Source organism: Mesorhizobium sp. PAMC28654, from assembly GCF_020616515.1.
GTDB lineage: Bacteria > Pseudomonadota > Alphaproteobacteria > Rhizobiales > Rhizobiaceae > Mesorhizobium.
Genome location: NZ_CP085135.1, coordinates 3,372,725 through 3,385,836, shown reverse-complemented (window position 1 = coordinate 3,385,836; position 13,112 = coordinate 3,372,725). Strand labels below are relative to the sequence as shown.

At 63.4% G+C, this 13,112-nt stretch carries 10 protein-coding genes; all 10 read right to left on the bottom strand.

What is annotated here, in order from left to right; all coding sequences use genetic code 11:
- Positions 1-26: 26 nt before the first annotated feature.
- Positions 27-1,508, bottom strand: a complete 1,482-nt coding sequence (locus LGH82_RS16495; RefSeq protein WP_227343759.1) for a S8 family serine peptidase — start codon at positions 1,506-1,508, stop codon at positions 27-29.
- Entirely contained in the window at positions 1,498-2,166 is a 669-nt protein-coding gene (locus tag LGH82_RS16490; protein WP_227343758.1) for an anti-sigma factor, read from the bottom strand. The genes LGH82_RS16495 and LGH82_RS16490 overlap by 11 nt, the downstream gene beginning before the upstream one ends.
- Positions 2,163-2,729: a sigma-70 family RNA polymerase sigma factor gene (locus tag LGH82_RS16485; protein ID WP_227343757.1), complete on the bottom strand. Its 567-nt coding sequence runs from the start codon at positions 2,727-2,729 to the stop codon at positions 2,163-2,165. Before LGH82_RS16485 ends, LGH82_RS16490 begins: the two co-directional genes overlap by 4 nt.
- 336 nt (positions 2,730-3,065) lie before the next feature.
- Positions 3,066-3,917, bottom strand: a complete 852-nt coding sequence (locus LGH82_RS16480) for an alkaline phosphatase family protein (protein ID WP_227349609.1) — start codon at positions 3,915-3,917, stop codon at positions 3,066-3,068.
- Between the two features lie 84 nt (positions 3,918-4,001).
- Positions 4,002-5,588 carry an ABC transporter substrate-binding protein gene (locus LGH82_RS16475; protein ID WP_227343756.1) on the bottom strand — a complete coding sequence of 529 codons (1,587 nt, stop codon included), beginning with the start codon at positions 5,586-5,588 and terminating at the stop codon, positions 4,002-4,004.
- A 139-nt stretch (positions 5,589-5,727) separates the two neighbouring features.
- Positions 5,728-7,383: an ABC transporter ATP-binding protein gene (locus LGH82_RS16470; protein ID WP_227343755.1), complete on the bottom strand. Its 1,656-nt coding sequence runs from the start codon at positions 7,381-7,383 to the stop codon at positions 5,728-5,730.
- Positions 7,383-8,207, bottom strand: a complete 825-nt coding sequence (locus tag LGH82_RS16465) for an ABC transporter permease (protein WP_227343754.1) — start codon at positions 8,205-8,207, stop codon at positions 7,383-7,385. The genes LGH82_RS16470 and LGH82_RS16465 overlap by 1 nt, the downstream gene beginning before the upstream one ends.
- Before the next feature lie 9 nt (positions 8,208-8,216).
- Positions 8,217-9,176 (bottom strand): ABC transporter permease, encoded by a 960-nt coding sequence (locus LGH82_RS16460; protein ID WP_227343753.1) that lies wholly within the window; start codon positions 9,174-9,176, stop codon positions 8,217-8,219.
- A gap of 15 nt (positions 9,177-9,191) precedes the next feature.
- A complete protein-coding gene (locus LGH82_RS16455; protein WP_227343752.1) occupies positions 9,192-10,778 on the bottom strand; it encodes an ABC transporter substrate-binding protein in 1,587 nt (528 codons plus the stop codon).
- A gap of 155 nt (positions 10,779-10,933) precedes the next feature.
- Positions 10,934-12,919, bottom strand: a complete 1,986-nt coding sequence (locus LGH82_RS16450; RefSeq protein ID WP_227343751.1) for a CocE/NonD family hydrolase — start codon at positions 12,917-12,919, stop codon at positions 10,934-10,936.
- Positions 12,920-13,112 lie beyond the last annotated feature (193 nt).

Genomic DNA, 13,112 nt, shown 5'->3' with positions numbered 1-13,112 from the left:
GACTGATCCGGCCCAGGGGCCTGGGTCTATTCCTTCGCCGCCTCGGCCGCCTTGATATCCAGCAGCCCGTAGCCGAAATCATCGTCACGGCCATGCCCGCCGAGATCCCTGGCGGTCGTGGCCAGCGCCTTCTCGACGCCGTCGGCGGTGCGGTCGGGCGCGGCATGAAAGAGGTTGGCGATGGCGCCGGTCACGATTGCCGCTGCAAACGAGGTGCCGGTGACCACATCCGACCCCGCGCCACTCGGCGCCACCATCTCGACGCCGGGGGCGGAGATGAACACGTAGGGTCCGCGATTGGCCTGCGGCATCAACTGGTCCTTGGCATCGGTGGCGGTCACCGCGATGACGCTGTCGAAGGCGGCCGGGTAGCCATAGGGAGCCTTCGGCCCGTTATTCCCAGCGGCGGCGACCAGCACGATGCCCAGCGCCCGCGCGTTCTGGCAGGCCGTGCCCAGCAAGTCGTTCTTCGGGCCGACAAAGCTCATGTTGATGATTCGGACATTCTGGTCCGCAGCCCAGTCCAGCGCCGCCAGGATGACATCCATGGTGGACTTGCCGCCTTCGAAGGCGCGGGCGTGGTATATTCTGGCGCCTGGCGCCATGCCTTCGAGCGTTCCGACACCGGCGATCAGGCCATCGACGGATGTGCCATGGTCGCGCGCCTTGATCGGCACATCGGGCATGGCGTCGAACTGCCCGCCAATGACGCCGGACAGCGCCGGGTTGGTGTCGTCGATGCCGGTGTCGATGACGGCAATGCGCACATTCTCGCCGCTGGCCTGTTTCGGATCGAGCACGATGTGGTCGAAGGCATAGTTGACGATGGTGGCCGCCTGCTGCAGCGAATAGATGTGGTTGGGCTCGCGCCTCTGGGTGCGGCCGTCGGCGGCAAGCTGCGCCAGCACGACGCCGACCGGGCGTCCATCGGGGATACCAAAGCGCACCAGCGTCGAGCCGAGCAGCCTGGACTGGCGCTGCGAACGCACCTGAAGGCCAAACGAATTGGCGATCTGCTGCACGGCTCCAGCATCGCCGGCAACCGTCACCAACACCTCGTCGGGCACGAACGCGCCGGAGACAGCGCGCGGCGGCTCGGTCAGGACGAGACCCGTGGGCGGGGTGACAGGCCCACTCGGCGCGGCGGCCTGCGTGGCAACGGGCTGAGACGGCGGTGCCGCGCCGTTTGCCGGCTCGCTGGGCGAGTTGGTGGTTGGCGTTGGGCTCGCGCCGGAAGGATTGGGGAACAGATCGACGATCAGGCTGGGAAGAAACACAGCGCCGGGGCGCGCCTTATCCGTGCCGGGCGTCGCACCTGCATTGTCTTTTCCGCCGGTCTTCGTGTCGCCGCTTCCCTTGTTGCAGTCGGCGCCCGCGGCGTTCGTCCGGTCGAGGCAGTCGATCTGCGTCTGGCTCAGGTTCGGATCGTTGGTTTGCGCGAAGGCCGAGCCGGCGGCGATTGTCATCGCCACTGCCACCGAAAATCGAATGACCGCCTTAGCCGCCACTGGCCGGTTTCCTTCCCTCCATCACAGCTTCCGCGAAAGGCTGGGCAGCAATAAGGCCGAGCGCTTTTTCATAGTCAGCCGCGGTCGTGGCGGGGATACCCAGTCGGAAAACGCCGTCGGCGGTCGGGCCATCCAGGATTTTCAAACCATTCTGGCCAAGAAAGCCGGTGATATCAGACATCCTCGCATCCGGCTTGAACCTTGCCAGCGCGAACGGAATCTTCGCCAGGTCGGTTTCCGCCCCGGCAACCTCGAAATCGCCGCCCTTGCCGCCGGGGTGTACAAGGGATTGCACCATGATGACGGCAAGCAGCACCGCGGCGGCGGCCCAGGCGACACCAGCGGGAACCGACATGAAGCGGTTCCACGCCTGCGCCAGCCAGGACGGATTTGCCGGCGCGCGCGCCGGACCGGCCTCGGCGTCAAGCGCCCTGGCGAAGCGGCTGAGCGCATCGGCCGGCGGCCGGATCGCTTCATTTGCGGCGGCGGTGCCGGAGAATTCGGCCTCGGCCTCGCCGAGCGCGCCCATCGCCGTGGGATAGCTGGCCAGCCATTCCTCGACGGCTTCCAGATCGGACCCTTCCAGCGAGCCGTTCAGATAGAACGGCAGCAGCGTTTCCATTTCGTCGCGGCGCGACATTTTTTCAGCGGCGCTCATGGCCACCCCCTGTCGTAACCGGCGGCCTTCAGGGCTTCGCCGAGTTTCTTGCGGGCGTAGAACATCCTGGTCTTGACCGTGGCGACAGGAATGTCGAGCACCTCGCCGATCTCGCTCACCGATTGTCCGTGATAGTAGGCGAGGTCGATCACCACGCGGTGTTCGTCCGGCAAGGCATCGACGAAGCGGCGCAAGGCAGCAGCCTTGTCCTCCTTCATGGTGACGACTTCCGGCGTGTCGGCGCTGTCGGGCACCGCGGCGGCGGCCTCGTCGTCGATCCAGTCTTCCTTCCGCTTGCGCAGCAGGGACAGCGCCTTGAAACGGGCGATGCCGAGCAGCCATGTCGAGACTTCGGAACGCCCCTCGAAACCTGGCGCCTGTCGCCACAGTTCCAGAAACACCTCGTTCGCGATATCGTCAGCCATCATTTCCGATCCCGTCTGGCGCGCCACGAAGCGGTAGACCCGCGCGTGGTGACGCATGAACAGGAGCCGCACGGCGGCACGGTCGCCCTTCGCGACCCGGTCGACAAGCGCGCGATCGGTCTCCGTCGCGGCCGTCATCGCCGGTCGAGCCGCCTGGCTCCTGCCTGCTCTGTCGCTGATCGGTCCAAAAAGGTTCATCCTCCGCCAAGGAATTCGCGGAGGCTAACCGAAGTATGGGGATGTTGCCAGAGGGTGAGGAGCGTCCCGCCAGAGGCGGGTCAATCGACAACGATTTGTCGATTGAAGTGACGAACGCCCGAAACCATAGCGTAGGGACGGCAGCGCCGCGTTTCTTCCAGCACCGTCATCGGCGCCGCACGCCGATCCGCGTTAACCCGGCCCTTCGCGGGCTCAGGGCGTTCGAAGCTCGAAAAGCCAAGCAATTGGCTTTTCGTGGCCTTCGGCCGCCGCTTCTCACCCCAAGAAAGACTTCGCCTTCATCGTCGCCGGCACGGGCACGCCAAGGCGGCTCAGGATTGTCGGCGCCAGCTGCAACTGGTCGAGCAGTGCATCGCCTTCCGGCCCCTTGCCGGATCCGAAATAATAGAGCGCGAAATCCTGCATCTCGTCGTCATGGCCGCCATGGTGGCCGCGGTCGGTCTGGCCGTGGTCGGCGGTGACCATCACTTCGTAGCCGGCTTCACGCCAGCGCGGCAGGAAGGCGGCGAGCATGCCGTCCATGGCGTAAACGGCATGGTCCATCTCGTGGCAGTCATGGCCGAAACGGTGACCCATCGAATCCAGCGTGCAGGTGTGCAGGATGCCGTAGTCGATGCCGTGGCGCTTGGTTAGCATGGTCAGCGTCGCGAACAGGTCGACATCGCTCGGCGTCATCTGGTTCCTGGCATTGTAGCCGGTCATGGTGTGGAAGCGGCCATGCGTGATCGGCCCGCCCGGCTCGTCATACTCCATGTCCTCGACCAGATCGAAAGGATAGGCGCGGAAGAACTCCGACCAGTAGGAATGCGTGACCGCGCCCGTCTTGCCGCCGGCCTTGCTGACTTCCGAAAAAATATCAGGCTGCTCGACGCGGAACCGGTTCTCATTGGACAGGATGCCGTGCACCTGGGGCGAGACGCCGGTGTGGATCGAGGCGTAGCAGCAGGCCGAGGTCGACGGCAGGACGGAGCGCATCTTCCAGACGCTCGCCTCGCGCGATTGCACCCAGCCTTCGAGATTGCCCATCAGCCGGCGCCAGTTCCTGTAGGGAACGCCATCGAGGATGATCAGCAGGAGTTTTGATTTGAGCGCCACGGGCTGCTCCATGCGGTTGGTCGTTGAGACAGGAACGCCGTGTGCCGTCATGGGCACACGGCGTTCTCCTGGATTGATCAGACGATCGGATCTTGACTAAGCGTTGAGCCAGCACTCGGCAAGCGCGTAGCCATCCATCATTTCGCCGATCGGGCTCTTGGCAAAGCCGCCGATCTTGTTGGTGGCTGCCGCGTCGATGAACTGGTTGAAGAAGGGCACGATCAGCCCGCCCTCATCGCGCATCAGCATGGCCATGTCATGGTAGATCGCCTTGCGCTTGTCCTGGTCGAGCTCGCCGCGCGCTGTGAACAGCATCTTGTCGAACTCCGGCCGCTTGAAGCGCGTGTCGTTCCAGTCGGCGGTCGAGACGTAGCCGGTGGAGTACATCTGGTCCTGCGTGGCACGTCCGCCCCAGTAGGAAAGCGAGAAGGGCTGCTTGTTCCAAACTTCCGACCAGTAGCCGTCGCCCGGCTCGCGCTTGATCTCGATCTTGATGCCGGCCTTGGCGGCACTCTGCTGATAGAGCTGGGCGGCGTCGACGGCGCCGGGGAAGGCGACGTCGGACGTACGCAGCACGACCGAGCCGCTATGGCCGGACTTCTTGTAAAGGGCGGCTGCCTTTTCCGGATCGAATTTGCGCTGTTCGATGGCGGTAAACAGCGGGTAGGCTTCGTTGATCGGAAAGTCGTTGCCGGCCGAACCGTAGCCGCGCAGAATCTTCTCCAGCATCTCGTCACGGTCCATGGCGAGCTTGAGCGCCATGCGCAGATCATTGCTGTCGAAGGGCGCGGTGTCGCAGAACATGTTGAACGGGTAGTAGCCCTTGCCCGAGACGTTCTCGATGCTGACGCCCGCAATGCGCTTGACCAGATCCACGACCTTCGGCTCGACGCGGTTGATCATATGGACCTGACCGCCTTGCAGGGCGGCCAGACGCGCCGTCGCGTCGTTGATGACGACGATCTCGACCTGGTCGGCATGGCCGGCCTTGTCGCCAAGCCAGTAATTGGCGAAGCGTTCGCCGCCGTGGCGCACGCCCGGCTGGTTGACGCTAACCTTGTAGGGGCCGGCGCTGATGCCGGCATTCGGGTTGTCCCTGCCGCCATTCGGCTGGATGACAAGGTGATAATCGGCCATCAGGTACGGGAAGTCGGCATCCGCGTCGCCGAGCGTGACGATGACTTCCTTGCCGCTCGCCTTGACGCCCTTGATATTCTTGAGGATGCCGAGCGCGCCCGACTTCGACTTCTCGTCGGCATGGCGTTCGATGGTGGCCGCGACATCTTCCGCGCTGACCGTCTTGCCATTGTGGAATTCGATGCCGTCACGGACCTTGATCGTCCATGTCTTGGCGTCCTTTGAGGCGCCGATGTCTTCGGCGATCAGGTTGACCAGCTTGTTCTCGGGGGTGAGGCGCACGAGATACTCGCCCCAAAGCTTGCCGAAGCTGTAGGTAACCTGGCTGAGGTTCAGCGCCGGATCGAGGCTGTTGGTCGATTCGCCGCCCTGCAGGCCGGCCTTGATGGTGCCGCCCTTGACCGGCGTCTGCGCGAAGGCTTTCCCGGCCAGTGTCGTGGCAAATGCCGCGGACACGCCGAGTGCGGCGGCGCGCCCCAGGAAGGCACGACGCGATATCCGGCCCTGGCCGGCGAGTTCAGCAAGATGGTCGAGTTCGGTCTTCATATCAAAGTCCCCCTATTGCAAACCTAAAAATGCACGGGCGGCGCCCGTTGGTGTCAATCCTGTTTGTCCTGCATTGCAACCGCATGACGGTCGCAGCACTTTGGTACGCCCAAGCTGTGAATTGATGACTCCAGTCGGCCTAATTCCCCGCGCTGGCCATGCGCCGTCCCTTGATTGCCTTCTCCAGCCAGCCCATCTCCATTTCCGGAACCGAAGACAGCAGAAGGTCGGTATAGGCGTCGAATGGCGGCGCCAGCACCTTGCTCTTCGGGCCGTATCGCACCACCTCGCCGCGATACATGACCGCGATCGAATCGGCGATGGACTTCACTGTCGCCAGGTCATGGGTGATGAACAGATAGGCGACGTTTTCCTCTTTCTGGAGTTCGAGCAACAACTCAAGGATGCCATGCGCCACCAGCGGATCGAGCGCCGAGGTCACCTCGTCGCAGATGATCAGCTTCGGTTTGGCCGCCAGCGATCGGGCAATGCAGACGCGCTGCTTCTGGCCGCCGGAAAGCTCGGCCGGGTAGCGATCGGAAAAGCCCTTGCCCATTTCGATCTTGTCGAGAAGTTCAGCGACGCGCTTGTCGCGTTCGCGGCCACGTATGCCGAAATAGAATTCGAGCGGCCGGCCGATGATGGTGCCGACCGTCTGGCGCGGGTTCATCGCCACGTCCGCCATCTGGTAGATCATCTGCAACTGGCGCAGGTCTTCCTTCGGCCGGTCGGCAAGCTTGTTGGCCAGCGGACGCCCGTCAAAGGTGACGGTGCCTTCTTCTGGCGGCAGCAAGCCGGTGATGGCACGCGCCAGCGTCGACTTGCCGGAGCCGGATTCGCCGACCACGGCCAGCGTCTGGCCCGGGTAGATATCGACCGAGACATTCTTCAGCACCTTGATGTGGCTGCGGCCGTAGGCGGCGGTGACGTTTTTCACCGACAGGAACGGCGTCGCGCCGGGCTTCTGCTCGGCATGTTCGATCTCGTGCACCGATACCAGCGCATTGGTGTATTCTTGGCGCGGTTCCTTGATGATCTGGCGGGTGCCGCCCCATTCGACCAGCCGGCCATGGCGCAGCACCATGATCTCGTCGGAAACCTGGGCGACGACGGCAAGATCGTGGGTGATGTAGAGCGCGGCAACTCCTGTATCGCGGATGGCATCCTTGATTGCCGCCAGCACGTCGATTTGCGTCGTCACGTCGAGCGCGGTGGTCGGCTCGTCGAAGACGATCAAGTCCGGTTCCGAACACAGCGCCATCGCCGTCATTACCCGCTGCAGCTGGCCGCCCGACACCTGGTGCGGAAAGCGTTCGCCGATGGTTTCCGGGTTTGGCAGGCTGAGTTTTCTGAACAGCGCGACCGCGCGCTTCTCGGCCTCGGCCCTCGTGGCCCTGCCATGCAGGAGCGTGGCCTCGACCACCTGGTCCATCAACCGGTGGGCGGGGTTGAAGGCGGCGGCCGCCGATTGCGCCACGTAGCAGACCTCGTGGCCGCGCAGCTTGCGAAAGCCGTCCTTGCCGCCCTTGAGGATGTCGCGGCCGTTCAGGATCACTTCACCCCCGGTAATGCGCACACCGCCGCGGCCATAGCCCATCGAGGACAGGCCGATGGTCGATTTCCCGGCTCCGGATTCGCCGATCAGGCCAAGCACCTTGCCCTTCTGCAAGGTCAGCGAAACATCGTGTACCAACACGATGTTCTTCGGCGGCTCGCCGGGTGGGAAGACGGTGGCCTCGATGCGCAGATTGCGGATGTCGAGGAGCAAGTCGGACTTCGGTCGCTGTTCGGCCATCACCCACGTCCTCCCTTGAGGCTTGTCGTACGGTTGAGCACCCAGTCGGCGACCAGGTTCACCGAAATCGCCAGCATGGCGATTGCCGCGGCCGGGATCAATGCTGCCCCTATGCCGAAGACGATGCCGTCCTTGTTTTCCTTGACCATGCCGCCCCAGTCGGCATCTGGCGGTTGCACGCCAAGGCCGAGGAAGGACAGCGTCGACAGGAACAGCACCGCATAGATGAAGCGCAAGCCTAGTTCCGAAACCAGTGGCGACAGCGCGTTGGGCAGGATCTCGCGAAAGATGATCCAGCCACTGCCCTCGCCACGCAGCTTTGCCGCCTCGACATAGTCCATGACGTTGATATCGACGGCCACGGCCCGCGACAGGCGATAGACGCGGGTTGAGTCGAGAATACCCATCACCAGGATCAGCGTCACCAGGTTGGTCGGCAGCACCGACAGCACGACCAGGCCCATGATCAGGGTCGGGATCGACATCAAAAGGTCGACGAGGCGCGATAGCAGCGTGTCGAACCAGCCGCCAAACACCGCCGCCGAGAAGCCAAGGATGGCGCCGAGCGAGAACGACAGCGCTGTGGCAAGCACCGCGATGAACAGCGTGATGCGGGCGCCGTAGATCATGCGCGAAAGCAGGTCACGGCCGAGATTGTCGGTGCCCAGCCAATGCGCCGCCGACATCGGTTCCCAGACGTCACCAATGATCTCGCCATTGCCGTGCGGCGCGATCCATGGAGCAAATATCGCCGCCAGCACGAACAACGTCGTCAGGACTATGCCGATCAGCGCCGGGATGGGGATGCGTTTGATATCGAGCATATCCGCCCCCTATTTCGGATGTCTGAGACGCGGATTGGCGACGATCGCCGCTATGTCCGCAATGATGTTCAGGCTGATGTAGACGGCGGCGAAGATCAGGCCGACGGCCTGCACCACGGGCACGTCGCGCTTGGTGACGTGGTCGACGAGGTACTGTCCCATGCCGGGATAGACGAAGATCACCTCGACCACGACCACGCCGACGATCAGATAGGCAAGGTTGAGCATGACGACGTTGATGATCGGCGCGATTGCATTGGGGAAGGCGTGCTTGCGGATCACGTTGAAAGCCGACAGGCCCTTCAGTTCCGCCGTCTCGACATAGGCCGACTGCATGACATTGAGGATCGCGGCGCGCGTCATGCGCATCATGTGTGCGAGAACGACCAGCGTCAGTGCCGTCGCCGGCAGCGCGATCGCCTGCATCCGCTCAAGGAATGGCATTCCGTCATAGACGGTGGAGATGCCTGGGAAGATCTGCCACTTCACGGCGAAGAAATAGACGAGCACATAGCCGATGAAGAATTCGGGAAACGAGGTCGAGGCGAGCGCGAGGCCCGAGATCAGCTTGTCGATCCAGCCATTGCGGTAGCGTACGGCAATCAGGCCAAGGATGATCGCCAGCGGCACGGCCACGATCGCCGCCCAGAAGGCCAGGAACAGCGTATTCCACAAGCGTCCCTTGATCGACGTTGCGATATCCTGGCCGCTCGACATCGCCGTGCCGAGATCGCCGGTCAGCACACCGCCGAGCCAGTGGAAATACCTGATATAGGCCGGGTCGTTCAGTCCGAGCTGCGCGCGCAGATTGGCGAGCGACTCCGGCGTCGCCGATTGTCCGAGAATGGCTTGTGCGACGTCGCCGGGCAGGATCTGTGTGCCGGCGAAGATCAGGACCGAAACGGCCAGCAGGAGGAGAATGCCCAGCGCGATGCGCTGGGCAATGAGTTTCAGGATGGGTGAAGACATATCTGCAAAGCCGGCTCAGGCCTGCAGCCAGCACTTCGCCAAGGCGTAGCCGTTCATCAATTCCTGATGCGGATCGTCCACCCAGCCGTCGACCTTGGCGCCGGTCGCGTCGATGAACTGGTTGAACATCGGCAGGATGAGACCGCCGTCGTCGCGCACCATGACGGCCATGTCGTGGTACATCGCCTTGCGCTTCGTCTCGTCGAGCTCGGCGCGCGCGGCCAGCACCATCTTGTCGAAGTCCGGACGCATGAAGCGCGTGTCGTTCCAGTCAGCCGTCGACAGATAGGCGGTCGAATACATCTGGTCCTGGGTCGAGCGCCCGCCCCAGTAGGACGCGCAGAAGGGCTGCTTGTTCCAGACTTCCGACCAGTAGCCGTCACCGGGTTCGCGCTTGATCTCAAGCGTGATGCCGGCTTTGGCCGCGCTCTGCTGGAAGAGCTGAGCCGCATCGACGGCGCCGGGGAAGGCGACATCCGAGGTCCGCAGCAGCACCGAGCCGTCATGGCCAGACTTCTTGAAGTGGAACTTGGCCTTGTCGGGATCATACTTGCGCTGCTCGATCTCCGTGAACAGCGGATAAGAGGCATTGATCGGGAAGTCGTTGCCCAGCGATCCGTAGCCGCGCAGCACCTTGTTCAGCATCTCCTCGCGGTCGATCGCCAGCTTCAGCGCCATGCGCAAATCCGCGTTGTCGAACGGCGCCGTGTTGCAGTGCATGATGAAGACGTAGTGGCCGGGACCGGCGTGGTTGCGGATGGTCACGCCCGGCACGCGCTTGATCAGGTCGACGATCTTCGGCTCGACGCGGTTGATCATGTTGACCTGGCCGCCCTGCAGGGCCGCCGTCCGCGCCGTGGCGTCGTTGATGACGATGATTTCGATCTGGTCGGCATGGCCCATCTTGTCGCCCTGCCAGTAGTTGGCGAAACGCTCGCCGCCGTGGCGCACGCCCGGCTCGTTGGTAGTGATCTTGTAGGGGCCAGCCGAGATGCCGGCATCTGGCTTGTCCTTGCCACCATTGGGCTGCACGATCAGGTGGTAGTCGCTAAGCAGGTAGGGAAGGTCGGCATTCGGCTCCTTCAGCGTCAGCACGACTTCCTTGCCACTGGCCTTGATGGTGGCGATGCCCTTCATGTAGCCGAGCGCGCCGGACTTCGACTTTTCGTCGGAATGGCGCTCGAGCGTGGCGGCCACGTCGTCGGCGGTCACCGTCTTGCCATTGTGGAATTCGACGCCGTCGCGGATTTTCAGCGTCCACGTCTTGGCGTCCGGCGACGAACCGATCTCCTCGGCGATGCGGTTCTCGAGCTTGCCGTCCGGCGACAGCTCGACGATCATTTCGCCCCACATCTTGCCGAACGCGAACGGCACCTGCGTCATCATCAGCGCCGGATCGAGGCTGTTGGTGGATTCGCCGCCGACCAGGCCGGCCTTGAGCGTACCGCCCTTGACCGGGCCAGCCGCGCGCGCCGCACTGGAAAGCAGCAGATTGGCAAAGGGGGCGGTAACGCCGAGCGCTGCCGCCCGACCGAGAAAATCACGACGGCTCAGCTTGCCCGATGCGACACGCCGGCTAAGGAATTCGAGTTCGTTTGACATTTTGAGTTCCTCACTCTGTTGGTTCGACTCTGCGGCCGATTTTTCTTGTTTATTCTCTCTGGAATAATGAGGGTAAGCTAATGCGGTAAGCAAGACGGAATGCGACATGCCGTGGCGTAAATCGTACGTCGCTTTTGGACCAATCCGTCGAGCACTCAGAGCAGAGCGCGTGGAATTTTCTCCTCGAAGTTGCGCTCGAAAACCAGGATTTCGCCTTCATAGGCTTCGATTCGGGCGCTGACGATGAAGTTTTGCGCGTCGGATCGCATCTCGGCCGATGTTTCGGTCCGGACCGACCATCCATTTCGCGACAGGGTCTGTGTCCAGTGCGTCTTGCCCGAGGCTGACAAGGGATCGTCAGGATGGATCGCCCAGGTCTCGCGGGCGATGCTGCCATGGGAAAGGCCATGCTCGGCATCGCGCAGTTCGCCGAAATCGTCGACGATGGAAAGCGTGACGATTCCTGTCTTTTCGTCACGCCCGACATGGCGCTCGGAATTGGCGGCGCGGATCGTTTCGGTCGCCCAAGGCGTGGCGCCCTCTGGGGCTGGGAATGAAATCTCGTCGCCTTTCGCCAGGGGCCGCAACGGCAGCATCAATGTCGCTGCGGAGAGGTCGAGGCGGACCGGTTCCGGCGACGGCCAGATCATCGGCCAGTAGGCATTCGAAACGGCGATGCGAAGATGATGGCCGGCAGGCACGCGGTAGGCGCATTGGTCGAGCACCACGCGCGCCGACACCGTTTCGCTCGGGACCAGGGCCTGGGGGAATTCATGCGAGTTGCGATGCGTCAGGTTGAGCACGCCATAAGAGATCAGTTCCGAGGTGCCGTCGGGATGCACGTCGCACAGCCTGATCGCGATGTTGGCCTGCCGGCGGTCCGAGGCGAGCTGAACCAGAACCTCCGGCGCGCCCACGATGTCGATCGCCTCGGTCAGCGGCGGCTGGTCGAAACACACCGACAGCGCGTCGTCGGGCCGCTGGTCGCCCGGCAATTCCGGGCCGAAGGTGAACGGAAAATATTCGCCGCCGGCCAGGCCGCAGGTCTGCGGCGAGGCCACGATTGCGGGTTTGCCGCCCTTGGGCATCAGCTCGGTCGCTTCCGCCTTGATGTTCGGCGAGGGCCATTCCTGTTCCGCCACCCAGCGGCCCGGCCGTTCCGGGTGCCAGCGCGCGGGACGCACGCTGTCCATCACATAGGCTCGGTAGGCCGGGTCCGCCTCGACGCCGGTGTCGATGTCCTTCAGCCAGCGGTCCCACCAGCGCAGGGCCGCCTGCAGGAAGCCGATGGCGGGCTTGGGTGCGGCATAATGCGGATACTTATGGATCCAGGGGCCGATGATGCCCTTCACCGGCGCTTCGATGTTGGTGGCCAAGTGGGAGACGGTGTTGCGATAGCCGTCATGCCAGCCGCCGATCGACAGCACCGCGGCTTTGACAGCGGAAAAATCCTCGCAGATCGAGCCGCGTTTCCAGTAGGCGTCGCGGTGCTGGTGCTTCAGCCACAGCGGTGCCAGGAAGGGCTCGTTCTCCAGCCGGGTCAGCCACAGATCACGCCACCGGTTGTCGCCGGCAATCAGCGGATCCGGCGGCCGCGACGAATAGGACAGCATGGTGGAGGCCCAGCCGAAATTCTCGATCAGCAGGCAGCCGCCCTTGTAGTGGATGTCGTCGGCGTAGCGGTCGACGGTCGAGCACAGGCTGATCACCGCCTTCAGCGCCGGCGGCTGCTTGGCCGCAACTTGCAGGCAGTTGAAGCCGCCCCAGGAAATACCCATCATGCCGACATTGCCGTTGCACCAGGGCTGGGATGCCGCCCAGGTGATGACGTCGCAGGCGTCCTGCAATTCCTGCTCGGAATATTCGTCGTCCATCAGCCCTTCGGAATCGCCATTGCCGCGCATGTCGACGCGGATCGAGGCGTAGCCGTGGCCGGCGAAATAGGGATGCGTCAGCTGATCGCGAAAGATCGTGCCGTCACGCTTGCGGTAGGGCAGATGCTCAAGGATCGCCGGTACCGGATCGTCGCCGGCATCGTCTGGCATCCACACCCGCGCCGAAAGCCGGCAGCCATCCGGCATGACGATCGCCGTGTCCGGGAATTCGATGACCTTGCGGGGAAATTCAGTGATGGTTTTCATGGCTGCATAACGCCCCGCAGCGAGGCAACTTTCAATCGCCATTCGCGACTGGAGCAGCGAAATATGCGACCTGCCATGGGCGCTGCGGTTGCCTGGAGCGCTTCTTTCTCCCCGTCACCATACGGGGAGAAATGCCCGGCAGGGCAATGAGGGGCAGCGCCAACCTCGATAGTTGTCGTCTCCAATTGTAGGA

Coding starts and splice junctions, on each gene's coding strand:
- LGH82_RS16490 (WP_227343758.1), bottom strand. CDS start 2,166: ATGAGCGCCGCTGAAAAAATGTCGCGCCGCGACGAAATGGAAACGCTG.
- LGH82_RS16485 (WP_227343757.1), bottom strand. CDS start 2,729: ATGACGGCCGCGACGGAGACCGATCGCGCGCTTGTCGACCGGGTCGCG.
- LGH82_RS16480 (WP_227349609.1), bottom strand. CDS start 3,917: ATGGAGCAGCCCGTGGCGCTCAAATCAAAACTCCTGCTGATCATCCTC.
- LGH82_RS16475 (WP_227343756.1), bottom strand. CDS start 5,588: ATGAAGACCGAACTCGACCATCTTGCTGAACTCGCCGGCCAGGGCCGG.
- LGH82_RS16470 (WP_227343755.1), bottom strand. CDS start 7,383: ATGGCCGAACAGCGACCGAAGTCCGACTTGCTCCTCGACATCCGCAAT.
- LGH82_RS16465 (WP_227343754.1), bottom strand. CDS start 8,207: ATGCTCGATATCAAACGCATCCCCATCCCGGCGCTGATCGGCATAGTC.
- LGH82_RS16460 (WP_227343753.1), bottom strand. CDS start 9,176: ATGTCTTCACCCATCCTGAAACTCATTGCCCAGCGCATCGCGCTGGGC.
- LGH82_RS16455 (WP_227343752.1), bottom strand. CDS start 10,778: ATGTCAAACGAACTCGAATTCCTTAGCCGGCGTGTCGCATCGGGCAAG.
- LGH82_RS16450 (WP_227343751.1), bottom strand. CDS start 12,919: ATGAAAACCATCACTGAATTTCCCCGCAAGGTCATCGAATTCCCGGAC.